Here is a 23,482-nt window from a genome sequence, read left to right on the forward strand (position 1 = left end):
AATCCTCCCACGCCTGACGGCGCGGCCCCCCCTTCTCCCTAGGGGAGAAGGTCCGTTTGCCTACTCCGCCGGCGTCTCGGCCTCTTCGGCCGGATGGTGGTGGTGTTGACCGCCGAACCAGCGGTCCATGCGGCGCTCCAGCCGGGTCTTGACCCCGTCGATCAGGCTGAACACCACCGGCACGAAGAGCAGGCTCAGCGCGGTCGAGGTGATCAGGCCGCCGATGACCGCGATGGCCATGGGCGAGCGGAAGGCCGTGCCCTCGCCGACGGCGGCGGCGATGGGCAGCATCCCCAGACCCATGGCGAAGGTGGTCATGATGATTGGCCGGGCCCGCTTGTGGGCGGCGTCGATCAAGGCCTCGCGCTTGGGCATGCCGCCGCGCATGGCCATGATGGCGTAGTCGACCAGCAGGATGGAGTTCTTGGCCGCGATCCCGGTCAGCATGATGATGCCGATCAGGGCGGGCATGGACATCGACTTGCCGGTGATCAGCAGGGCGAAGAAGGCGCCGCCGAACGACACCGGCAGGGCCGCCAGGATGGTGACCGGGTGGAAGAAGCTGCCGAACAGCAGCACCAGCACGACGTACATCAGCAGGATGCCGGTGAAGATGGCGAAGGCGAAGCCCGCGCCCAGTTCGGCGTTGCTTTCGGCGTCGCCGGTCAGCTGCTGGCGGACCCCTTGAGGCAGCTCCTTCATCGCCGGCAGCTCATTGATCGCCTTGGTCGCGACGCTGAGCGTCGTGCCCGAGGTCTCGGCCGAGATGTTGGCGACGCGCAGCCGGTCCAGACGGTCGATCTGGTTGGGACCGGCGCCGAAGCTGATGTCGGCGACGGCGGACAGGGGCACCACGGCGCCCGAGGCCGTCGGCACCTTCAGGTTCTCCAGCACGCCGAGTTTGGTGCGGGATTCTTCGGCCAGCATGACCCGGATCGGCACCTGACGGTCGCCGAGGTTGAACTTGGGCAGCAGCTGGTCGGCGTCGCCCAGGGTGGCGACGCGCGCCACCTGGCTGATGTCCTGGGTCGAGACGCCCTGCAGGGCGGCGACGTCGGCCTTGGGCGTGATCAGCAGCTCGGGCCGGACCAGGGCGGAGGACGACACGACGTTGGACAGGCCCTCCACGCCGCGCATCTCGCGCTCCAGCCGGGCGGCGGCGGGCTCCAGGGCGGCGGGATTATCGCTGACCAGCGCCACCTGCATGATGCCCGCGCCGCCGTTGCCGGAGCCGCCGAACTGCACCCGGGCGCCGGGCGTCTGACGCAGGGTCGGGCCGAAGTCCTTCTCGAACTCCTGCTGGCTCATCTTGCGCTTGCCGCGCGGGACCAGATTGACCGTCAGATTGGCCTTGCGGACCTCGCCGGCGCCGGACCCGCCGCCGGGACCGAAGCTGGTGGTCGCCGAGCCAATGGACGAATAGACGGACTCGACCTCGGGCCGCTTCATGAGCTCGGTGTTGATCCGCTGAACGGCGGCGTCGGTTTCGTCCAGCGTCGTGCCGGGCGGCAGCTGGATGGTCAGGCTGGAGCGCGACTGGTCCTCGACCGGGATGAACTCGCCGGGCAGGCTGGCGGCCAGGAAGAGGGACAGGATGAAGAAGGCGAAGCCCATCCCCATCACCCACAGGCGGTGATCGCAGAAGCGGGCGCGAACCCGCTTCAGGAAGGGCGGTTTGCGCGCGGAACGGCCGAGGTCGAAGTCGGGGCTGGTCGAACGGCCCGCGACGCTCGGCGCGCCGTGCTCGGGAACCGTCTTGCCACGGTCGCCCAGCGCCCATTCCAGGGCGTGCAGATAGGGGCCCATCCAGAACGGATCCTTGTGCTCCTTGCCCTGGTCGCGCTTGAGCAGATAGGCGCCCATCAGTGGCGTCAGGGTCCGGGCGACCAGCAGGGAGAACAGGACGCTCACGCAGGCGGCGATGGCGAAGCTGACGAAAAACTGGCCGACGATGCCGGGCATGAAGCCGGTCGGGGCGAACACCGCCACCAGGGTCGCGGTCGTGGCCATGACGGCCAGGCCGATCTCGTCAGCGGCCTCGATGGCGGCCGGGTAGGGCGGTTTGCCGTCGCGGATGTGGCGGACGATGTTCTCGATCTCGACGATGGCGTCGTCGACGAGGATGCCCACGGTCAGCGACAGGGCCAGCAGGGAGACGACGTTCAGCGACTGTCCGGCCAGATCCATGACCCAGAAGGTCGGGATCAGCGACAGCGGCATGGCGATGGCGGCGATCAGGGTCGCACGCCAGTCACGCAGGAAGACGAAGACCACGGCGATGGCCAGCAGCGCGCCCAGCAGCAGGGCCTCGACCGAGGCGTGGAAATTGTTGATCACATCGTCGGTGGTGTTGGCCACCTGTTCAATGGTGACATCGTCCCGCTCCTTATCGAGCGCTTCGATCTCCTTCATCGTGCGCTGATAGACATCGACTTCGGACGAGCCGATGGCGCGGGCGATGCCGAAGCCGACGACTTCCTTGCCGTTGAACCGGGCGCGACCGCGCTGTTCGGACCATTCGTCGGTGATCTCGCCCAGATCGCCCAAACGCACGGAGCGGCTTCCGACAGGGATCAGGGTCTCACGCAGTTGCTCGACGGTCTTGGCCGAACCCACGGTCCGGATGGCCTGTTCGGCGCCGCCCAGCTCGCCCCGCCCGCCGGGCAGGTTGATGTTCTGGGCGCGCAGCTGGTTGGAGACGGCGGCGGCGGTGACGCCGGCGGCCTCAAGGCGGTCGGGATCCAGCTTGATGCGGATCTCGCGGCTGACGCCGCCGTCACGGCTGATCTGGCTGACGCCCTTCACCGACAACAGGCGTTTGGCCACGGTGTTGTCGACGAACCAGCTGAGCTCCTCGGGACTCATCCCCGGCGCGCGGACGACATAGTTGGCGAAGGGAATGGCGCTGAATTCGATGCGCTGGACGATGGGTTCCAGCACGTCGGCGGGCAGGTTCTGGCGCACCCCGGCGACGGCGTTGCGCACGTCGTTGGTGGCCTTCTCCAGGTTCACGCCCAGCTGGAATTCGATCGAGGTCGTGGAGACGCCCTCATTGACCACCGACTGGATGTGCTTGACCTGGCCGAGGCCCGCGACCGAGTCCTCGACCAGCCGTGTGACCTGGGTCTCCATCTCGGTCGGGGCCGCGCCTGACTGGATCACCGTCACCGCCACGACCGGCAGGTCGATGTCGGGAAAGTTGTTGGTCCTGAGCTTGAAGTAGCTGGTCAGCCCCGCCACCGTCAGGACGATGAACATGAGCACGATGGGGATCGGGTTCTTGATCGCCCAGGAAGAGATGTTCTGGAAGCCCATGGCCGGAGTCCTTAGCGGGCGGCGGCGGGAGCGGCGGCAGGCGCCGCGCTGACCGTCACATGGTCGCCGTCGCCGAGGAAGCCGGCGCCCTGGACCACGACGCGCGCGCCGGCCTGCAGCCCGGCGGTGATCACCACCGTCTGGCCGGAGCGTTCGCCGGTGGTCACCGGAGTGAAGCGGACGGTGTTGTTGGCCGCGATCAGATACACGCCGGGCTTGCCTTCGCGGAACACCACGGCCGACGCCGGGATGGTCAGGGCCGGGTTGTCGCCGACGTCGATCTCGGCGCGGGCGAACATGCCCGGACGCAGCCCGCTGCCGGGGCTCAGGGTGACGCGGGCGACGCCGAGGCGGGTCTGGGCGTCGACCTGCGGCGTGACGATGCGCACGCTGCCGCTGACCGGGCCGTTGGCCTGTTCGGAGGTGACGACCGCGCCCTGGCCAGCCCGGACCAGCGGCAGTTCGGTCTCGGGCACCTGGGCGTCGAGTTCGAGGCGGCCGTCGCGGACCATGCGGAACAGTTCGCTGCCGGCGGAAATGATCTGGCCCTTGGTTACGCTGCGGCTGATGATCAGGCCCGAGACGGGCGCGCGGATGGTGGCCTGATTGACCCGGGTCTGGGTCTCCGACAGGGCCGCCTGGGCCGAGGCCAGGCTGGCCGCCGAGGATCTCTGGTTGGCGGTCGCCGTGTCGAGCGACGCCTGGCTGAGGAAGCCCTTGTCCTTGAGCTGCTGGGCGCGCGACAGGGCGGCGTCATCACGCGCCTTGTTGGCCTCGGCGGTCTGGACCTGGGCCTGCTGCTGGCGCAGCTGGGCGCGCAGCAGGACGTCGTTCATCTGCACCAGGGGCTGGCCCTGCCGGACGTACGATCCCTCATCGACATAGAGGCCGACCGCCGTCAGGCCCCCGGTCTCGGCGCCGACCGGCACCTCTTCCCAGGCCGAGACGCTCCCCGAGGCCGAGACCTTGCGGCGCAAACTGGTCAGGGTCGCGGTCGCCGCCGTCACCGTCTGGCCGGCCGCCGACTGCGCCTGCTGCGCCTTCTTGGCCGCGTCTTCCTTGCCGCCGCCGCAGGCCGCCAAAAGCGTCAGCACCGCCGTCAGGGCCACGCCCGCATAGGCGCTGCGGGTCCGGGTCATGGTCGTGAGGGCCATGGGTCAGTCGTCCTGTCGATAAGCGCCCGCCCGGGGGAAGCGAGGCGAGAACGTCGAGCTGACGTTCCGGGTTCACTCGCCATACCGCGTTCGCGGCCCGTTCTCAAACGACAGCTTCGCCATTAACGGATTGTAATCCGTGCCGGAACCGGTTCCAGATTGCGGCCTCGAAGCCCGCCGTGCAGCCGGAGATTGGCGTTCCGACGCCCTCCATGCTAACCGCGCCGCACAATGACGACGCCCCCGATTTCCCGAATCCGCAACTTCTCCGTGGTCGCCCACATCGACCACGGCAAATCCACCCTGTCCGACCGCCTGATCCAGTTCACCGGCGGCCTGAGCGCGCGGGAAATGTCGGCTCAGGTTCTCGATAATATGGACATCGAGAAGGAGCGGGGGATCACGATCAAGGCGCAGACGGTGCGTCTGAACTACAAGGCCCAGGACGGGCTCGACTATGTCCTGAACCTGATGGACACGCCCGGACATGTGGACTTCGCCTACGAAGTTTCAAGGTCGCTGGCGGCGTGCGAGGGCTCGCTGCTGGTCGTGGACGCGTCGCAGGGCGTGGAGGCGCAAACCCTCGCGAACGTCTATCAAGCCATTGATAATAATCACGAAATCGTTCCGGTCCTGAACAAGATCGACCTGCCGGCGGCCGAGCCTGACCGCGTGCGGCAACAGATCGAGGACGTCATCGGCATCGACGCCTCGGACGCCGTCATGGCCTCGGCCAAGTCGGGCATCGGCATCGAGGATGTGCTGGAGGCCATCGTCACCCGCCTGCCGGCGCCGAAGGGCGACATCGACGCCCCGCTCAAGGCCATGCTGGTCGACGCCTGGTACGACCCCTACCTCGGCGTCGTGCTTCTGGTCCGCGTCTTCGACGGCGTGCTCAAGGCCGGCCAGCGCATCAAGATGATGCAGTCCGGCTCGACCCACCTCGTCGACCGCGTGGGCGTCTTCCTGCCCAAGAACACCCCGGTCGACCAGCTGGGCCCGGGCGAGGTCGGCTTCATCACCGCCCAGATCAAGGAAGTCGCCCACGCCGCCGTCGGCGACACCATCACCGACGAGAAGAAGCCCACCTCCGAACCGCTCAAGGGCTTCAAGGAAGTCCAGTCGGTGGTCTTCTGCGGCCTCTTCCCGGTCGACGCCGCCGACTTCGAGGACCTGCGCGCCGCCATCGGCAAGCTGCGCCTGAACGACGCCTCCTTCACCTATGAGATGGAATCCAGCGCCGCCCTCGGCTTCGGCTTCCGCTGCGGCTTCCTCGGTCTGCTTCATCTGGAGATCATCCAGGAGCGCCTCTCCCGCGAGTTCAACCTCGACCTGATCGCGACCGCCCCCTCGGTCGTCTACAAGATCCAGCTGCGCGACGGGACCGAGATCGACCTGCACAACCCGGCCGACCTGCCCGACGTCATGGCCATCGAATCCATCGCCGAGCCGTGGATCAAGGCCACCATCCTGACCCCCGACGACTACCTCGGCGGCGTCATCAAACTGTGTCAGGACCGCCGCGGCTCACAGGTCGAACTCAGCTACGTCGGCAGCCGCGCCCTCGTCGTCTACGAACTGCCGCTCAACGAAGTGGTCTTCGACTTCTACGACCGGCTGAAATCCATCTCCAAGGGCTATGCCTCGTTCGACTACGAACTGACCGACTACAAGGTCGGCGACCTGGTCAAGATGTCGATCCTCGTCAACGCCGAGCCCGTCGACGCCCTCAGCATGCTGGTCCACCGCGCCCGCGCCGAGACCCGCGGCCGCGGCATGGTCGAGAAGATGAAGGAGCTGATCCCGCCCCACCTGTTCGTCATCCCGATCCAGGCGGCCATCGGCGGCAAGATCATCGCCCGCGAAACCGTCCGCGCCCTGCGCAAGGACGTGACCTCGAAGTGCTACGGCGGCGACGCCACCCGCAAGAAGAAGCTGCTCGAGAAGCAGAAGGCCGGCAAGAAGAAGATGCGCCAGTTCGGCAAGGTCGAGATCCCGCAGGAGGCGTTCATCGCGGCCCTGAAGATGGATGAGGATTGAGGGTTAAGCCGCCCCATATGCCTCGCGATGTCGCTGAAGGTATTTGGGGTGAGGCCAAAGGGTGGGGTCGGATGGCAAGCGGATTCGATCCATCTGACGCTCGAATAGGCTTCTAAGCTCGGCTGGCACTCGGTTGTGTGCGACTAGAATTCGGTAGTCATCGGTCAGCGACATAAGATGCCGGTCGAATAGCCAATGCACGGTGCCCGACAAGGCGATGCCGTTTTGAACGATGTCAGGCCCCCCCTTTTCTACTGGCCATATGTGAGCCGCCTGAACTTCCGATCGTCCGCCGCCATTTATGATTCTCAATCCGGTCACGGCGCAGGTATCATTGTAGGCTTCACAGACAAGCCGCCGGAAATTGGCGTCGCGGACTTTCCGGTTGAGCAACGTTTGCTCGACGCGTCGGACGAAAGTTTCGTCTGGCAGGTCAACATAACCGGTAAGCGGTTGGACAGAAGGCTCGCTGACACCGGGGCCGTATCGAATGTTGTTTTCGGTGGTTAGCGTTTCTCCGATCCCTGCGGAGACGATGTTCGCAAAGTCGCGATCGGACAACAGTCGCATTGACTTGCCCTGAAGAGATTGGCCCACGCGGCCTCTTTCGGTGATCGCCCGCAGCGGAGACTCCCAGTACGTGCCATCGTGTGTTCCCGAAAACGGAACGAGCGGTTCGAACGGGAAGTAGTTCGCCATGCGGGCGTACGCGTGGTCGGGTTGTCGAGGGTCTGGTTCGATCGAAACCACCATGGCCGCACCGATATAGGCTCTACGCCCCCTATTGCGTTGAGGCTCCCGGTACAAAATCCAGTCGCCGATCACCGAGTTCGCGACCTCCAGATAGTTTCGCCGGGCGGGGAAGTGATAACGTTCCGCAAGGCTGTCATCGTAACCCGAGCCTGGCTTCGTATCGAAAACGCCCTTCACTGCGTGCGAAGCCCTCTACGGTCTCGACAAATGACTGTCGTCGCAACTTTTAATGCTGTTTGGACAAAGGTCCATGGACTCGTTGTCTACCGCTGCCCGCTCCGAACGCATGTCCCGCGTCAGGGGAAAAGACACCGCTACTGAACTGACGGTTCGCCGCCTTGTTCACGCGCTTGGCTATCGCTTCCGTCTGCATCGACGCGATCTGCCCGGTACACCCGATCTGGTCTTTCCCGGCCGCCGCAAGGTGATCTTCGTGCATGGCTGCTTCTGGCATCGGCATCCCGATCCGGACTGCAAGCTGGCGCGCATGCCCAAATCACGGCAGGAATTCTGGCGGCCGAAACTTGAGGGAAATCGCGCGCGCGATCTTCGACAGGAGACGGCGTTGGTCGAGGCCGGATGGGGCGTGATGACGGTTTGGGAATGTGAGCTGCGGGATTTGGCTTTCCTGCGGAACAAAATTAGAACATTCTTGGACTCATGACCCAAGATTCCATGCATTCAATCGAGCTTTTCGCGGGCGCGGGAGGGCTGGGCATCGGCCTGCATCGCGCCGGATTCCATCCGCTAAAGGTGGTGGAGCGCGACACCTATTGCTGCGACACCATTCGGGAAAATCAGCGACGCACGGGGTCAGTCGTGGCCGACTGGGCCTTGGATCAGGCCGATGTGCGTTCAGTGGATTTCGGCGCCTTCTCGGGGAAGCTGGATCTGATCTCCGGTGGACCGCCGTGCCAGCCCTTCAGCATGGGCGGCAAGCACAAGGCCTATGACGACGCGCGCGACATGTTCCCCCAGGCCATTCGGGCGGTGCGTGAGGCTCAGCCGAAGGCTTTCGTGTTCGAGAACGTCAAGGGGCTGACGCGGGCCAGCTTCCAGAACTATTTCGAGTATATCCAACTGCAGATGCGCCACCCCGAGGTCGTCGCGCGTCTCGACGAGGATTGGGCGGATCACCTTTCGCGGTTGGAGCAGCATCACACCTCGACTGGCGCTAAGAGCGGGCTGAACTACCGTTTGGTGACGCGGCTGCTGAACGCCGCAGACCACGGCGTGCCGCAGAAGCGCGAACGCGTCCTGTTCGTCGGCTTCCGTGACGACCTGGACCTAGAATGGTCCTTCCCGATCAACACCCACTCTGCCGAGGCCCTGATCTGGGATCAGTATCGCGACGGGTCCTATTGGGATCGGCATAAGGTGGCGAGGAAGGACCGGCCCGAAAACGAGATGCTGGTTGCACGCGCGGCGCGGATGGAGTCTCGACCGATCGGCGAGGCCTGGAAGACGGTGCGCGACGCGATCCATGATCTGCCCGATCCCCAGCGGGAGCCGATGAAGGCGCGGTCGGTCAGTAATCACCGCCAGCAACCGGGAGCGCGGAGCTATCCGGGGCACACGGGAAGCCCGCTGGATGAGCCGGCCAAGACGTTGAAAGCGGGCGTGCACGGCGTGCCGGGCGGAGAGAACATGCTGCGAGCGCCCAACGGCGAAGTGCGCTATTTCACGGTTCGGGAAAGCGCGCGGCTGCAGACCTTCCCCGACGACTATGTGTTCCACGGCTCCTGGAGCGAGACGATGCGTCAGTTGGGGAACGCTGTGCCGGTGCGGTTGGCGGAGATGGTGGGCAAGGACGTGGCGCGGCGGCTGAGGTTCGCTGCGTGACGGAACCTTACAACCCGCTCGACAAGCTGAATCTCGCAAGAAGCATCGAGGTCGAGCTGCTAAGCCGACCCAAGCAGTCTTTCGGGGACCTGTCGGGGCTCCACGGCGCCGGCGTCTATGCGATCTACTACACAGGTTCGTTCCCCGCCTACGCGCCGATCGCCGATGGCGGGCGTCCGATCTACGTTGGCAAGGCCATCCCGAAAGGAGGCCGCAAGGGCGGCCTGTCGGCCAACGCCGCCGTGGGGCGCTCGCTTCAGGACCGACTGCGGCAGCATGCGAGTTCCATCGATCAGGCCGCCAATCTGGATCTGGCGGATTTTCAAGTCCGCGCTCTCGTGGTCGACGACATTTGGATCCCTCTCGGCGAGAACATGCTGATCGAGAGTTTTCAGCCGGTCTGGAACGTGGTCATCGATGGGTTTGGCAACAAGACGCCGGGGGCTCGGCGGGCAACGCAATATCGATCGCCATGGGACGTGTTGCATCCCGGTCGGAGCTTCGCCGAAATGCTGGCTAGGCATCCCACTGAGTCTGAAGTCTTCAGTCAGCGCGTTTCCGACTTCTTCAAAGGCGCGGCGGTGCCTTTGATCGAGGCGGGAGAAGACGCGGACTGATCTCAGAAGCGCCCAACACCGCGTAGTTCCCTCCACCGCACCCCATCGCGAAGCGACGGGAGAATAGGTGCGTCCGAATTTTCTGGATTGGCGCCGGGACTCGTGGCGGGGCTTGGGTTTGCGGGTCGGTCGGGGCGATTTCCCCGCCCTAGCTGCGGGGCGCCTTATGCTTGCGGCATGACCCGAGCCTATGTCGAAGCCCCCGCCACCCATTTCCGGCTGAAGCCCGAGACATGGGCTGAAATCGCCGAGGAATACCGCAACGGCGCGACCGCCAAGGATCTGGCGGCCAAGTGGATGGTGGCTCCATCCTCGGTCTATCGCTACGCCTGCCGCGACGGCTGGACCAAGAAGGGCTCGGGCGACGCCCGGGCGAGGGCCCACGCGCGGATGGTCGACGAGGAGGAGGCCGCCGACAGGTCGATGCGGCCGGTCGGCTCACGGGCGCTGAAGGGGTTGTTCCTGCCGGCGCCGGTCGAGGACCCGGACGCCGGGGATGCGGCGGCCCTGTCGAAGGCCGCCCTGCTGGCCTCGGGCCGGGCGATGAAGGGACGTCTGTGGAACGAGGCCAAGGCGCTGGCCTCTCTGGCCGAGAGCTATGCGCGGCTGGCCGACCGGATGGGCGGGACGAACATCTCTCCGGACAAGCTGCCGCTGGATACGCTGCTGGGCGTGCTGGAAAACCGCGACGGGGTGATCAGTAGGCGGGTCAATTTCGATCCGCTCGGCCCCTATGACGCCGAGACCGAGATGAAGAAGCAGCACATCCGGCACAAGGTCCAGTCGTACCGGGACGCGGGCTATTCCGAGTTCGTGGTCGAGGCCATCGTGCGCGACATGATGGACGCCGGGCCGCCTCAGCCGACGCCGTGGCCGCCAGCGGTGGGGAAGGGCGGCGGGGGGTGAAGAGCCCCTCCTGACCGCTGCGCGGTCTGTCCTCCCCATCGCCCTGCGGCGATGGGGAGGTGACGGTTCCGCCGCCTAGGCTTCGTCGCCGAACGGGCCGTTGACGCCGCGGGCTTTCAGGAAGGCCTTGATGTTGCGGGCGGCCTGACGGATGCGCTGTTCGTTCTCGACCATGGCGATGCGGACATAGCCCTCGCCGTTTTCGCCGTAGCCGACGCCGGCGGCGACGGCGACCTTGGCGTGGGTCAGGAGCTGTTTGGAGAACTCCAGACTGCCGAGGTGGGCCAGAGCCGGGGGCAGGGGGGCCCAGGCGAACATGGAGGCGGCGGGCTTGGGGATCTCCCAGCCGGCGGCGCCGAAGCTCTTGACCAGCACGTCGCGGCGCTTGTGGTAGAGGGCGCGGTTCTTCTCGACGATGTCCTGGGGCCCGTTCAGGGCGGCGACGGCGGCGGCCTGGATGGGGGTGAAGGCGCCGTAGTCGAGGTAGGACTTTACTCTGGCCATGGCCGCGATCAGCCGCTTGTTCCCCACCGCGAAGCCCATGCGCCAGCCGGCCATGGAATAGGTCTTGCTGAGGGAGGTGAACTCGATGGCCACGTCCTTGGCGCCCGGGACCTGAAGGATCGAGACGGTCGGCTTGCCGTCGTAATAGAGCTCGGAATAGGCGAGGTCGGAGATGATCCAGAGGTCGTTGGCCTTCGCAAAGGCGACGACGCGCTCATAGAAGGCCAGGTCCACCGTCTCGGCCGTGGGGTTGGACGGATAGTTCATCACCAGCACCTTGGGGCGCGGCACGGTGTAGGCCATGGCCCGCTCGAGCGCCTCGAAATACTTCTCGTCGGGCGTGGTCGGGACGCTGCGGATGGCGGCGCCGGCGATGATGAAGCCGAAGGTGTGGATCGGGTAGGAGGGGTTGGGGGCCAGGACCACGTCGCCGGGCTCGGTGATGGCGGTGGCGAGGCTGGCCAGACCCTCCTTGGAGCCCATGGTGACGATGACCTCGGTCTCGGGGTCGAGGTCGACGCCGAAGCGGCGGGCGTAGTAGTTGGCCTGGGCGCGGCGCAGGCCGGGGATGCCGCGCGACTGGGAATAGCCGTGGGCGTCGGGGTTGCGGGCGACCTCGATGAGCTTGTCGATGACGTGGGCGGGCGGGGGCAGGTCCGGATTGCCCATGCCGAGGTCGATGACGTCCTCGCCGGCGGTGCGGGCGGCGTGACGCATATTGTTGACTTCGGCGATCACATAGGGCGGCAGGCGCCGCATGCGGTAGAATTCTTCGGACATCGTCGGCTCACAGGGAAGGCTTGCCGCCGAGGTGAAGCGATGGGGCGGAAGACGCAAGGGGATTGCGCCTTCCGCGTGCAGAAAGATGGGGGCTCAGAGGCCCAGCGCCGTGCGGTAGTGGGGATGGACGATGTCGGCCCATTCGCGGTGCTTCTGGATATAGCCGGCGAAGAAGGGGCAGGTCGGCAGGACGACGAGGCCGCGATTGCGGATGTCGGTGAGGACGTGCTTCGCCAGACGGCTGGCGATGCCGCGGCCCTCGAGCGGGACCGGGACCAGGGTCTCGGAGATCAGCAGGCCGCCGGCGACCTCATTGTACTGGACCACGGCGGTCTGGCCGTCGACGACCAGCTCATAGCGGTGGGTCTCGCGGTTGTCGGTGATTTCGGGGTCGAGGTCGGACATGGCTCGGTCTTTCGAAGGGAAGGGCGCGCCCGCCTCTCTGAGGAAGCGGGCGCGGGGTCGGCGTCAGGCCTGGATGAAGGCCAGCAGGTCGGGGTTGATGACGTCGGCGTGGGTGGTCAGCATGCCGTGCGGATAGCCCGGGTAGATCTTCAGCTGGCTGCCCTTCACCAGGGCGGCGGAGAGGGGGGCGGAGTCCGCGATCGGCACCACCTGGTCGTCGTCGCCGTGCATCACCAGGGTCGGGACGGTGATGGCCTTCAGGTCCTCGGTGAAGTCGGTCTCGGAGAAGGCCTTGATGCCTTCATAGTGGGCCTTGACCGAGCCCATCATGCCCTGACGCCACCAGTTCTGGATGACGCCTTCCTGGGGTTCGACGCCTTCGCGGTTGAAGCCGTAGAAGGGGCCGGCGGCGACGTCGCGGAAGAACTGGGCGCGGTTGGCGGCGGTGCCGGCGCGGAAGCTGTCGAAGACCTCGATGGGCAGGCCGCCGGGGTTGGCCTCGGTCTTGAGCATCAGGGGCGGGACGGCGCTGACGAGGACCGCCTTGGCGACGCGGCCGGCGCCGTGCTTGACCACATAGCGGACGACCTCGCCGCCGCCGGTGGAGTGACCGATGTGGACGGCGTTCCTGAGGTCGAGGGCTTCATAGACGGCCGCGGCGTCGGCGGCGTAGGTGTCCATGTCGTGGCCTTCGGAGGCCTGGCCCGAGCGGCCGTGGCCGCGGCGGTCGTGGGCGACGACCCGATAGCCCTTGGCCAGGAAGAACATCATCTGGGCGTCCCAGTCGTCGGCGCTGAGGGGCCAGCCGTGGTGGAAGACGATGGGCTGGGCGTCCTTGGGGCCCCAGTCCTTGTAGAAGATGGGTGTACCGTCGGCGGCGTTCACGAAGGGCATGGTTCTGGTCCTGACTGTGGGGTTGGGGAACGAAAGCTTGGGCACTCACCGGTGGGGGCTTTCGTCGCCGCCGCGACCGGTGTGACGTCAAGCTACCCGAACCCTGAGGATCGGAAATAGAAACGGTCGAAACACATTGTTTCTGAAAGGCGCAGTTTCCGAAACGACCGTTTCGGATTCCGCGACCGTCATCGAACGGTGATCCTGGTTGTCAGAGGCCCAGCAGGTCGGACCAGCGCCAGCGGCCGGCGCCCAGCGCCAGACGGGGGTCGCCGGGGGCGTCGCCGAGGCGGATCAGGACCAGGCCGTTGACGACCTGGGCGCGGCAGGCGGCAGGGGCGAAGGCGACCTCGACGGCGATGGCCTGACGCAGGCCGGCCAGGCCCTTGCCCTCCTGCCCGGGATTTCTGAGCCAGTCGCCGTTCCAGACGAGCAAAGCCCCGCGACCGCCTGAGAGGCTGGCGTGGGCACCGGCGGCGACGGCTCGGATGTTGGCGTCGCGACGCAGCACGGTCTGGAGGCGTTCGACCATGTCACAGCGGCCGCCGCCGGTTCCGCTGCCGGGGCCTGAGCCGTTTCCGGAGCCGAGGCCGGACCCGTCGCCGGGACCCGCGCCCTGACCCGATCCGGCGGTCAGGGCGCCGGCCAGCTGGGCCTCGCCGACGACGGAGATCTGGCCCTCGGTCGAGGCGGGAGCGGCGGCCGCGACGACGGTGGGGACGCTGGGCGGCGGGGTTCGGGCCGGGCGATGGCGGACGGGAGCCGGGACGGGTTTGGGCGCCGGCAGGGGCGCGGCAGGTTCAGGCGCCTTGGGCGGCGTAGGCTTTTCGGCCTTTTCGGCGGGAGCGCCGCCGCCCGCTTCGGCGCCGGGCGTGGGGGCGGGCGGGGCGATTGGGGGCGGCTCGGGGCGGGTCAGGGTGACGACGACGGGCGGCTCGACCTCGAGCGTCGGGGCGTCGGCGGCAAAGGGCAGGAGGAGGGCGAGGACCAGACCGTGCACGGCGACACTGGCGACGATCGCGACCAGGCGTCGGCGTCGGGTTCCGGAGCGTGTCGATGAAGTTGGTGTCCTCACGCGAAAAAAAGATCATTCGCCCGCGTCAGGAACGTGGCGGCGAGTTCAGACGTTTTCGCTTCGCGAAAGGTCATGAAGGCCAATAAATCCAATGGTCAAGCTGACGTAATCCCGCCCTTTACCGGTCATTCTGCCGCCGATTCCGACTCCGCACCTGAGCCTTGCGCATTCACGCGGGAGTCGCGCTCCGCCGGAATAAGGAGACTGATCTTGATCAGATCGACATTCATGGGCGCCGCGCCCAGCACCACCTTCAAGGGGCGTTTCAGCTCCCGCGCGGTGGCCATGGCCGGTGTCGTGATGATGGTCGGCGTCACCGCGAGCGGTTGCGCCTCACATCGCTTCGTACGGGACAATGTCGCGGTGGTCGACGCCCGCGTCGACGCCACCGACCAGCATCTGGCCCAGGTCGAGGGCACGGCGGGGCAGGCGCTTCAACGCGCCAATGACGCGCACAAGCTGGCCGAGGGCAAGTTCCTCTATCAGGTCGTGCTGTCGGACGACTCGGTCAAATTCCCGACCGACGCCCACGACCTTTCGCCGGAGGCCGAACAGCGTCTGGCCGAACTGGCCACGCGTCTGAAGGGCGAGAACCGCAACGTCTATCTCGAAATCCAGGGCTTCACTGATTCCACCGGCAGCCCGGAATACAACGAGGAACTGGGCGCCCAGCGCGCCGAGGCGGTTCGCCGGTCGCTGAGCCGTCAGGGCATCGCCCTGAACCGGATGTCGACCATCTCCTACGGCGCCGAGACCCCGGTCGCGCCGAACACCACCCGCGAGGGCCGCGCCCAGAACCGCCGGGTGGCCATCGTCGTCCTGACGTAATCGACGGCGGCGGCCCGGAGCTTTTGTACGAGGGCCGCCGCCCGTTTTGACTTCAGGCCCGGACGATCTCGCCGTCCTCCTTGACGAAGACGTCCGGCCGCCGTTCCAGCAGGTCGAACACGACCTCAGATGGACGGCACAGCTTCACGCCCTTCGGCGTCTCCACGAGGGGCCGGTTGACGAGGATGGGGTGGGCCAGCATGGCCTCCACCATCTGTGCGGCGGTCACATCGTCGGCGAGCAGGCCGAGCGCTTCGGCGGGCGTTCCCTTTGTCCGCAGCAGGGCCTTCAGGCCGAGCCCCGTCCGCGCCGCGAGGCCGAGCAGCTGCTCCTGCGACCACCCCGTTTGCATATACTCGACGATGGTCGGCGCATAGCCCGCCGCCTGCACCATGGCGACGACGTTGCGCGAGGTGCCGCAGTCAGGATTGTGAAAGATGACGATCGGGAAGTCGGGCGGGGAGGCCGGGGCGCTCATGACGTTTTCCGTGGGTCGAGAAGCCAGCCGAACACCGCCAGCGCCGCAAGGGCCCCGACAGTCTGGGCGAGGATGAAGGCCGGAACCCCGCCGGGGGCGATGCCGGCGAAGGTGTCGGTCAGGGATCGGGCCAAAGTGACTGCCGGATTGGCGAAGGACGTCGAGGCGGTGAACCAGTAGGCGGCGGTGATGTAGAGGCCGACCGCGACCGGTGTCGCCTCGGGGCGAAAGCGCGAGGTTCCCAGGATGGTCGCCAGCAGGCCGAAGGTCGCGACGCTCTCGGCGACGATCTGGCCGTCGCTCGCGCGGACGTGAGTCGATACCTGAACCACCGGCAGGCCGAACATCAGGTGGGCAGCCCAGACGCCGAGCACCGCGCCCGCGATCTGGGCCGGGACATAGGTCAGGGCCGTGCGCCACGGCAGGTCGCGACGCAGGGCCTCGATCAGGGTCACGACCGGGTTGAAATGGGCGCCGGAAACCGGGCCGAAGATCCAGATCAGGACGACGAGACCGCAGCCGGTGGCGAGGCTGTTGGCCAGAAGCGCGAGGCCTGTGTTCCCGCCGGACAACCGTTCTCCCATGATCCCCGAGCCGACCACGATCATCAGCAACAGGGCCGAGCCGAGGGCCTCGGCCGTCAGCCGCCGGGACAAACCGAACTCGAGCGGCGTTGCGCGGGCGAGCGTCTGGGCGGTCACGCCATTGGCTCGCCACAGGCCCGCGCCGTCTCGGCCAGAGGCGCGCATATCTCGGGGCGGCCGTTGCAGCAGTCCTCAACCAGCCATCCCAGCAGCGCCTGCATCCGGTCGAAACGGGCCGTGTGGATGATCGAGCGGCCATCGCGGCGGGACGCGGTCAGTCCAGCCTGGGACAGGATGTTCAGATTGGCCGAAAGGGTGTTGGGCAGGACCTCGAGCGTGCGTGCGATCTCTCCGGCCGCCATCCCGTCCGGCCCCGCCTTGACCAGAAGGCGGAAGACGGCGAGCCGCCCAGGATGGCCCAAGGCGGACAGCATGTCGGCGGCGGAATTCGATTCCATATTTCCAGTAATATAGAAATAACGAGGCCGTCAATGTCGTTAGTCCGGACGTAACCGCGTCCCGGCTAGGGTTCCCGGGAAACGGGAGATTGCCATGGCCCTGCCTGACCTCTGCGCCGCCATCGTCGCGCGCGGCGAAGTGACCACCGATGACGTCCTGGCTCTGCGCCGCGAGGTGTTCGGCGAGATCACCGTGACCGCCGAAGAGGTCGAGGCCCTGTTTACGATCGACGAGGGCACCGAGCGTCGGGTCAAGGAATGGCGCGAGTTCTTCGTCGAGGCCCTGACCGACTGGCTGGTGCGTCAGCAGGCGCCCGTCGGCTATGTGACCGAGGCCCAGGCCGACTGGTTGATCGCCCGCATCGGCCGTGACGGCCGGATCCGCAACGGCACCGAGCTGGAGACGGTCGTGCGGGTGCTGGAACTGGCCGACGCCGCGCCGGACAGCCTGTCCGCCTTCGGCCTGTCGCTGGTGACCCGCGCCGTGGTCGAGAATGACGGGGTGATCACCGCCGACGAGGTCGAGCGGATGCGCCGGCTGATGTTCGCCCCCTCCGGCCCCGGCCGGCTGGCCATTTCCCGCGTCGAGGCCGAGGCCCTGTTCGCCCTGAACGACGCCACGCGCGGCGCGGCCAACGATCCGGTCTGGACCGACTTCTTCAAGCGCGCCGTGGCCAACGCCGTCACCGCCGCCGCCGGCTGGGCGCCCGTGGGCCGCGAGGAGGCCCTGCGTCGCGAACGCTGGCTGGCCGATCCGAAGGCCTGGTCGTTCGGCGAGTACGAGCGCGACCATGGCCCCCTGCCGACGACCCTCGGCCGCATGGGCGACTGGCTCAGCGGCTATCTGGCCTGGGGTCTGAAGCAGCCCGAGGCGGAAACCCTGATCGAGGATCACTGGGAGGCGAAGGCCCGCGCCGCCACGACCGCCGCCCCGGTTGATCGGGAGGAGGCGCTGTGGCTGGTCGACCGCATCGGCCGCGACGGGGCGTTCGACGACAATGAGCGCGCCCTGATCGCCTTCCTGAAGGAACTGGCGCCCGAGAGCGATTCGATGTTGACGCCGCTGATCGACCGCCTCGCGGCCTGAAGATCGGTCGCACCCGATTGACGCGCGCCTGTCCGGCGGTGAAGGATCGGGAATGACCGATTTTCTGACCGCGCCTTCGCCCGCCCCGCTCGACAAACCCCTGAACGGACTGGAGCAGGTGATCGACGCCGCCTTCGCCGATCCCAAGCACTGGCGGGCGTTCGAGGACATCCTGCCGACCGTCGACCTGTTCCTGGCGCCCGACGGGGCGACCCTGGCCGGCATCCAGCCCGGCGCCACCGGCATGCGCACCCTGCGCCCCGACGAGGGGATGGACGTCAAGGGCGTGACCCTGGATGACGGCCGCGTCGCCGCCGGGGTTTTCACCGATCCGCGCCGGCTGCAGGCGATGTGGGGCGAGGACACCACCTTCATCGCCATGAATGGGCGTCAGGTCCTGCACCTGTTCCGCGAGGGGCCGATCATTCTCAATCCCGGCTCGACCCGGGTGATGCTGTTCCAGCAGGACGACATCGCCGCCCTTCTGGCCGCCGCCGCGCGTCAGGCCGAGGCTACGATGTCGCCGGGCGGCAAGCCGTCGGGCAAGGTCAGCCTGAGCGTTCCGGACTCCGTGCCCGCCGTGCTGGTCGAGAAACTGGCCGCCGCCTTCGGCCCCGTGGGCGGCACCGGGATCACCGCCGCCTGGCTGGCCCGCGCCCACTGGAGCGAGGTCGGGCGCTCTGGCTGGTATCTGGACGTCCGCACCCAGAGGCCGATGGACGAGATCCGCGCCATGGTCCAACGCGCCGTCCACGGCGTCAGCTTCGGCGACGACACCCTGGACGTGGCGGTCGGCCCGGCGAAGGAAGACGGCGTCGGGGTGCGGGTGGTCTGAGGGAGACATCGGACATGACCTGGCTGGGCGAGCTGAGTGCCAATGTGGTGGCGTGGCGTCTGGCCCGCCGGCTGCCGCAGCTTCTCCAAAAGGGATGGGGCGGGTCCGAGTTCTATACCGTCGGCCAGATCGACGCGGGATTGGCCGCGTTGAAGGTCAAAGGTCCCTATCGGGCGATCGCCTACGCCGCCTATCTCACCGAAACGGATTTCGACGCGGTCACCGAGGGGCGGTCGCCGATTTTCTACGACGCCGCCCGACGGAAATTCTTCGGCCTCGTGCCGTGGAGCGGCCCGAGCCCCTATGCCTTCACGCCCATCAGCAATGCCGATGCGGCGAGCCAGGGCGCATCGGCGCCCCACTGAGAGGGAGCGGAGTGACCCTCTTGCGGCGCTAGCGCCCGTCGCGCCCCGGCAGGGCGATCAGCACGATCAAGGCCGCGTTGAGCAGGGCCGCACCCGCGAGGATGGCGAGCACCGTCAGGCGGCGTGAGGCTTCCGTCGGGCACGCGGCCTCGGGGACGCAATCGCCCAAGAGGTTTCCAACGGCGATGAGGATCGCGACCGGCCAGAGGACCGCCGTGGCCATCCAGCCGGGCGCGGCGATCCTCAGCCGCATCGCGCCCTACAGCCCCAGCGTCGGGCTGCCGAGGTCGAGCGACGCGGCCGGGATGACGACCAGATCGGGATGTTTCTCGCGCAGGGCCGGCAGGAACTGGGCCGAGTCCCCGACCACCACGACATAGGCCCGGTCGGCGCCCAGGGTGGCGACGGCGGCGGCCTGGATCGTCTCGGGCGTCACGGCGTCGATCTTCGTCGCATAGGCCGTGCTCTCGTCCAGCGGCAGGCCCAGGGTCACGGCGTCGGCGAGGAAGCCGCCGAGGCCGCCCGTGGTCTCGATCGAGCGCGAGAAGCCGCCGGTCAGGAAGGTCTCGCGGTCGGTGGCGGCTGTCGAGGTGACGGTCTCGGTCTTCAGCCGGTCCAGCTCGGTCAGGACCAGTTCGACGACGTCGGCCGCGCTCTCGTTCTTGGTCTGGGTCGAGGCGGTCAGCAGGGCGCTGTCGACGCGCGAGCCGAGGGCCGAATAGGCGCCGTAGCTGAGGCCGCGCTTGGCCCGGACTTCCTGGAACAGATGGCCGTTCTGGCCGCCGCCGATGACGGCGTTGGCGACCGCCAGCGGATAGAAGGACGGATCGGAGCGGTTCGGACCGCGTACGGCGGCGGAGACGGCGGCCTGACCCGAGCCGGGCAGGTCGATGACCACCACGCGCGGCGCCTGAACGTCACCGGCGCGGGCGCCGATGGTCGGGGCGGCGTTGGCGGGCCTGGCCCAGCCGCCCAGGGTGCGTTCGGCGAAGGCGAAGCCCTCTTCGGCCGTCATGCCGCCGGTGATGATCAGGGCGGCGTTGTCCGGACGCCACCACTGGTCGTGGAAGTCGACGATCTCGTCGCGCGAGATGGCGCCGAGCGAGACCACGGTGCCGCCCGAGGGCGCGCCATAGGGGGCGGCGCCATAGGCGATGCGGTTGAGAACCTGGGTGGCCAGCGGGCCCGGCTGACGCAGGGCGACGCGCAGGGCATTGACCGACTGGACGCGCGACCTCTCCAGCTCTTCCGGCGAATAGGTCGGCTTCTGTACGACGTCGGAAAGGACCGCCCCGACGGCCTCGGCCGAAGCCTTGGGCGCCGAGACGAACAGGGTGGTCGAATCCGCCCCGGCCCCGCCGCCGATATTGGCGCCGAGCGCCTCGAGGGTGCGGGCGATCTCGGGCGCGGTGCGGCCGCCGGCGCCCTGGGTGGCGAGGTTCGCGGTCATGGAGGCCAGACCCGGACGGGCGGTCGGATCGGCCGCGGCGCCGCCGGCGATGACCAGCTGGGCGTTCATGATCGGCAGGTCGGTCGATTTCGCCACGATGACGCGCAGACCGTTCGACAGGGTGCGTTCAGCGATCACCGGGGCGACGGCCGGGCGGGCGGCGCCCAGCGGCGGCGGGGCCTCGCGCTCGCCCTCGGGCTTCAACGCATTGGGCGGCAGGATGGCGGGCGGCACGGTCAGGAAGGTCGGGACCGGGGCCGGGTTCTTCCAGCCGGTCTGATGGTCGAAGTCGGGGGTGCCGGCGGGGCGCTGGCTGTCGTCGAGATAGCGGATCGAGACCCGGCCGCTGTCGTCGAGATACTGGCGGGCGACGCGCTGAACGTCGGCGATGGTCACGGCCTTGACCGCGGCGATGCGCTTGTCGGGGCCGGACGGATCATGTTCGGCGATGACGGCCGAACCGAGCGAGAAGGCGCGGCCCGAGGCGGTCTCGCGGCCGCGCAGCTCCTGGGCCAGAATCTCGGTCTGGGCCTCCAGCAGTTCGGCGGCGGTCACCGGCTCGTTGCGGACGCGGTCCAGTTCAATGTTGAGCGCGGCCTCGGCCTCGTCGATGGACTTGCCCTGGGCGACCGTGACCTGGGCGGTGATGGAGCCGCCTTCCTCGTCGTCGGTCGAGGCGCGCAGGAAGGCCGAGGAGGCCAGCTGTTTCGAATAGACCAGCGACTGGTAGAGGCGGCTGGATTCGCCGCGCGACAGGATGGCGCTCAGGACGTCCAGGGCCGGACCGTCCGCGCTGGAGGCATCGACGCCCTGCCAGATGGCGGCGACGGCGGGCAGGGGGACGTTGGGAGCATAGGCCACGATCGAACGCGGCTGGGTCCGCTTGACGAAGGCCGGGCGTTCGAAATGGGGGACGGGGCGGTCGGGGTTCTCGATGCCCGCGAAATACTGGTCGACCCACTGGTCCAGCTGGGCCGGATCAAAGTTGCCGGAGACGATCAGGGTCGCGGTCGCCGGGCGATAGTAGGCTTCGTGGAAGGCCAGGGCGTCGGGCAGGGTGGCGGTGTCCAGCTGTTCGATCGAGCCGATCACCTGACGGCGATAGATGTGGTCGTCATAGGCGTTATCGCCGATGATGAAGACGCCGAGGCGGCCATAGGGCGGGGCGTAGACGCGCTGGCGCAGCTCTTCCTTGACGATGGAGCGTTCGGCGTCGAACACCGCCTGATCGACCACGGGCCGGGCCATCCGCTCGGCGTGGGTCCACAGCATCTGCTGCAGATATTGCGGCGGGACGGTCTCGTAATAGTTGGTGGTGTCCTGACCGGTGGAGGCGTTGCGGGCGCCGCCGGCGTTCTCGACCATGGTCGAGATCTGGCCGTAGGGCAGGTTGACGGTCTTGCGCGACAGGATGTGTTCGAACAGGTGGGCGAAGCCCGAACGGCCCTCCGGATCGTCCTTGCCGCCGACGTCGTACCAGACCTGCACCGTCACCGTGCCGGCGGTCGCATCAGGCATGGCGTAGACGTTCAGCCCGTTGGCCAGGGTCCGGTGGGTGAAGTTCAGGGGCGGCGGAGTCAGGGCCTCCAGACTGGCGGCGGAGGGCGCGGTCTGCGCCATCGCGGGGGCTCCGGCGGCGAGCGCCAGCAGTGAACAACCGAAAACGAGTCCGCGAAGGGGGGCGAGGCGGGACATGGGCGGAACTCCGGGACGCGTCAGGGGATGCGGGACCGTATCAGCCTGTCGGTGGGGCGGAAGTTACGAGACTGTAATTTACGGTAACAGCGACTGCGACAGGACGCCTCAACAGCCCGGGGGCCTGTTCGGGGCGGGGGGCAAGCGCTAAACCGTCGGCCATGACCTCGCGAACCCTCAGAGACCTGCCCGGCGTCGACGCCCTGGAGCTGAAGGCGCTGATGAAGCCGCGCTTCGCCGATCCCGACATGCCCGAGGGGTTGGAGGAGATCGACGCGCTTTCGGTCGCCCTGTTCGGCCTGTCGCTGGAGGCGGCCGAGGAGACGGAACGCCCCTCCGACTGGGACCGGATCGAACGGCTGGCGCCGTCCGACATGGTCGAACTGTTCGAGGCCGAGGGCTGGGACGTCACGGACAAGAAGCGCAAACCCCTGCGCCTGCTGCCGCATCTGGCCCTGCCGCTGGCGCTGGCGATGCGTGGTGTCGCGGGCGAACTGCCGTTCGTGGCCGAGCCGGACGTCAAGGAGACGGACTGGGGCTCGAACCTGGCGGCGGAGGCCAGCCGGTTCAGGAAGCGCTGACCACACGATCCGTCATCCTCGGGCTCGTCCCGAGGACCCAGACGCCAGCGCGCGGGACGTCGATGCTTGCAAGCCGCGGCTCAACCGATCTTCCGAAATGCCGAACCATGGGTCCTCGGGACGAGCCCGAGGATGACGGTGATTATTTCTTGCTGGCCCGGAACGCTGCGATGTTGTCGACGGCCATCTTCACATTGGCCTCGATGCCGGCCCAGTCCTTGGCCTTGATCGCGGCATCGGTGATCAGCTTGGAGCCCATGCCCGCCGCGACGATGCCGGCGCCGAACCATTTGGCGATGGAGGCCTCATCCGGGTCGACGCCGCCGGTCGGCATGATCTTGGTCCAGGGCATCGGGCCGAGCACCGCCTTGACGAAGTCGGCGCCGCCGACGCTGGAGCCCGGGAACAGCTTGACGATCTCGCAGCCCAGTTCCTGGGCCTCGCCGATGTCGGTCACCGAGCCACAGCCCGGGAAATAGGCGACCATGTGGCGGTTGCAGACCTTGGCCACTTCCGGAACCAGGCAGGGGGAGACCACGAAGCGGGCGCCGCGCGACATGTAAAGAGCGGCCGTCGGGGCGTCGACGATGGAGCCGATGCCGAGCACGACTTCCGGGTCGGTGCGGATCAGTTCGCGGTGGATCTCGCCGAACAGGTCGGCGGCGAAATCGCCCCGGTTGGTGAACTCGACCGCCGGGGCGCCGCCGCGCGCGCAGGCGCGGATGATGTTCAGGCAGACCTCGGGATCCGGATGGTAGAAGACCGGAGCGACGCCTTGCGCTTCGAGGGCGGTCAGGACGGTCAGACGGTTGTGGCGCATCGGGAGGCTCTGGCTG

At 67.6% G+C, this 23,482-nt stretch carries 23 protein-coding genes; 10 read left to right on the forward strand and 13 right to left on the reverse strand.

The window, feature by feature from the left end; all coding sequences use genetic code 11:
- Positions 1-60: 60 nt before the first annotated feature.
- Positions 61-3,315 (reverse strand): efflux RND transporter permease subunit, encoded by a 3,255-nt coding sequence (locus ACW172_RS10210; protein ID WP_492031426.1) that lies wholly within the window; start codon positions 3,313-3,315, stop codon positions 61-63.
- An 11-nt stretch (positions 3,316-3,326) separates the two neighbouring features.
- Complete coding sequence (locus ACW172_RS10215; protein ID WP_492031427.1) at positions 3,327-4,469, reverse strand: efflux RND transporter periplasmic adaptor subunit; 1,143 nt, start codon at positions 4,467-4,469, stop codon at positions 3,327-3,329.
- 231 nt (positions 4,470-4,700) lie between these two features.
- On the opposite strand from ACW172_RS10215, the gene lepA reads away from it, so the two are divergent.
- Positions 4,701-6,509, forward strand: a complete 1,809-nt coding sequence (lepA, locus tag ACW172_RS10220) for a translation elongation factor 4 (RefSeq protein WP_492031428.1) — start codon at positions 4,701-4,703, stop codon at positions 6,507-6,509.
- A 3-nt stretch (positions 6,510-6,512) separates the two neighbouring features.
- Here lepA and ACW172_RS10225 read toward each other — a convergent pair whose 3' ends face one another.
- Complete coding sequence (locus tag ACW172_RS10225; protein WP_492031429.1) at positions 6,513-7,439, reverse strand: HNH endonuclease; 927 nt, start codon at positions 7,437-7,439, stop codon at positions 6,513-6,515.
- 73 nt (positions 7,440-7,512) lie between these two features.
- On the opposite strand from ACW172_RS10225, the gene ACW172_RS10230 reads away from it, so the two are divergent.
- From ACW172_RS10230 to ACW172_RS10245, 4 genes are all read left to right on the forward strand, one after another.
- Positions 7,513-7,926 carry a very short patch repair endonuclease gene (locus tag ACW172_RS10230; protein ID WP_492031430.1) on the forward strand — a complete coding sequence of 138 codons (414 nt, stop codon included), beginning with the start codon at positions 7,513-7,515 and terminating at the stop codon, positions 7,924-7,926.
- A gap of 11 nt (positions 7,927-7,937) precedes the next feature.
- Positions 7,938-9,104, forward strand: a complete 1,167-nt coding sequence (locus tag ACW172_RS10235; RefSeq protein WP_492034970.1) for a DNA cytosine methyltransferase — start codon at positions 7,938-7,940, stop codon at positions 9,102-9,104.
- The gene (locus tag ACW172_RS10240) at positions 9,101-9,721 is read left to right on the forward strand and encodes an Eco29kI family restriction endonuclease (protein ID WP_492031431.1); all 621 of its coding nucleotides are present in this window, start codon (positions 9,101-9,103) and stop codon (positions 9,719-9,721) included. Before ACW172_RS10235 ends, ACW172_RS10240 begins: the two co-directional genes overlap by 4 nt.
- 177 nt (positions 9,722-9,898) lie before the next feature.
- Complete coding sequence (locus tag ACW172_RS10245; protein ID WP_492031432.1) at positions 9,899-10,627, forward strand: hypothetical protein; 729 nt, start codon at positions 9,899-9,901, stop codon at positions 10,625-10,627.
- Between the two features lie 75 nt (positions 10,628-10,702).
- On the opposite strand, the gene ACW172_RS10250 is transcribed toward ACW172_RS10245, so the two are convergent.
- The 4 genes from ACW172_RS10250 to ACW172_RS10265 form a co-directional block, all read right to left on the reverse strand.
- Positions 10,703-11,911 (reverse strand): LL-diaminopimelate aminotransferase, encoded by a 1,209-nt coding sequence (locus ACW172_RS10250; protein ID WP_492031433.1) that lies wholly within the window; start codon positions 11,909-11,911, stop codon positions 10,703-10,705.
- 93 nt (positions 11,912-12,004) lie between these two features.
- Entirely contained in the window at positions 12,005-12,316 is a 312-nt protein-coding gene (locus ACW172_RS10255) for a GNAT family N-acetyltransferase (protein WP_492031434.1), read from the reverse strand.
- 63 nt (positions 12,317-12,379) lie between these two features.
- The gene (locus tag ACW172_RS10260; RefSeq protein WP_492031435.1) at positions 12,380-13,210 is read right to left on the reverse strand and encodes an alpha/beta fold hydrolase; all 831 of its coding nucleotides are present in this window, start codon (positions 13,208-13,210) and stop codon (positions 12,380-12,382) included.
- Between the two features lie 211 nt (positions 13,211-13,421).
- The gene (locus ACW172_RS10265) at positions 13,422-14,210 is read right to left on the reverse strand and encodes a hypothetical protein (RefSeq protein WP_492031436.1); all 789 of its coding nucleotides are present in this window, start codon (positions 14,208-14,210) and stop codon (positions 13,422-13,424) included.
- Positions 14,211-14,570: 360 nt separating this feature from the next.
- On the opposite strand from ACW172_RS10265, the gene ACW172_RS10270 reads away from it, so the two are divergent.
- Positions 14,571-15,113, forward strand: a complete 543-nt coding sequence (locus tag ACW172_RS10270) for an OmpA family protein (protein WP_492034971.1) — start codon at positions 14,571-14,573, stop codon at positions 15,111-15,113.
- A gap of 52 nt (positions 15,114-15,165) precedes the next feature.
- On the opposite strand, the gene ACW172_RS10275 is transcribed toward ACW172_RS10270, so the two are convergent.
- From ACW172_RS10275 to ACW172_RS10285, 3 genes are all read right to left on the reverse strand, one after another.
- On the reverse strand, positions 15,166-15,591 hold the full coding sequence (locus ACW172_RS10275) for an arsenate reductase family protein (RefSeq protein ID WP_492031437.1): 426 nt from the start codon (positions 15,589-15,591) through the stop codon (positions 15,166-15,168).
- Positions 15,588-16,199, reverse strand: coding sequence for an aquaporin (locus tag ACW172_RS10280; protein ID WP_492034972.1), 612 nt, complete (start codon positions 16,197-16,199; stop codon positions 15,588-15,590). Before ACW172_RS10280 ends, ACW172_RS10275 begins: the two co-directional genes overlap by 4 nt.
- An 89-nt stretch (positions 16,200-16,288) precedes the next feature.
- Entirely contained in the window at positions 16,289-16,633 is a 345-nt protein-coding gene (locus ACW172_RS10285; RefSeq protein WP_492031438.1) for an ArsR/SmtB family transcription factor, read from the reverse strand.
- A gap of 94 nt (positions 16,634-16,727) precedes the next feature.
- Here ACW172_RS10285 and ACW172_RS10290 point away from each other — a divergent pair, with 94 nt between their 5' ends.
- From ACW172_RS10290 to ACW172_RS10300, 3 genes are read left to right on the forward strand one after another with little or no spacing between them, the layout of a single operon-like run.
- Positions 16,728-17,720 carry a hypothetical protein gene (locus ACW172_RS10290; RefSeq protein WP_492031439.1) on the forward strand — a complete coding sequence of 331 codons (993 nt, stop codon included), beginning with the start codon at positions 16,728-16,730 and terminating at the stop codon, positions 17,718-17,720.
- A gap of 52 nt (positions 17,721-17,772) precedes the next feature.
- Complete coding sequence (locus ACW172_RS10295; RefSeq protein WP_492031440.1) at positions 17,773-18,555, forward strand: SseB family protein; 783 nt, start codon at positions 17,773-17,775, stop codon at positions 18,553-18,555.
- Positions 18,556-18,569: 14 nt separating this feature from the next.
- Complete coding sequence (locus ACW172_RS10300; RefSeq protein WP_492031441.1) at positions 18,570-18,920, forward strand: DUF6559 family protein; 351 nt, start codon at positions 18,570-18,572, stop codon at positions 18,918-18,920.
- Positions 18,921-18,948: 28 nt separating this feature from the next.
- On the opposite strand, the gene ACW172_RS10305 is transcribed toward ACW172_RS10300, so the two are convergent.
- Both ACW172_RS10305 and ACW172_RS10310 read right to left on the reverse strand, forming a co-directional pair.
- A complete protein-coding gene (locus ACW172_RS10305; RefSeq protein WP_492031442.1) occupies positions 18,949-19,173 on the reverse strand; it encodes a hypothetical protein in 225 nt (74 codons plus the stop codon).
- A 6-nt stretch (positions 19,174-19,179) separates the two neighbouring features.
- Positions 19,180-21,990, reverse strand: a complete 2,811-nt coding sequence (locus ACW172_RS10310) for a M16 family metallopeptidase (RefSeq protein WP_492031443.1) — start codon at positions 21,988-21,990, stop codon at positions 19,180-19,182.
- A 236-nt stretch (positions 21,991-22,226) separates the two neighbouring features.
- Here ACW172_RS10310 and ACW172_RS10315 point away from each other — a divergent pair, with 236 nt between their 5' ends.
- Positions 22,227-22,646 carry a hypothetical protein gene (locus tag ACW172_RS10315; protein WP_492031444.1) on the forward strand — a complete coding sequence of 140 codons (420 nt, stop codon included), beginning with the start codon at positions 22,227-22,229 and terminating at the stop codon, positions 22,644-22,646.
- 142 nt (positions 22,647-22,788) lie between these two features.
- Here the strand turns inward: ACW172_RS10315 and ACW172_RS10320 are convergent, their stop codons facing one another.
- Complete coding sequence (locus ACW172_RS10320; RefSeq protein ID WP_492031445.1) at positions 22,789-23,466, reverse strand: bifunctional 4-hydroxy-2-oxoglutarate aldolase/2-dehydro-3-deoxy-phosphogluconate aldolase; 678 nt, start codon at positions 23,464-23,466, stop codon at positions 22,789-22,791.
- Between the last annotated feature and the right edge of the window lie 16 nt (positions 23,467-23,482).

It is taken from the genome of Brevundimonas sp. ALps5, assembly GCF_058681645.1.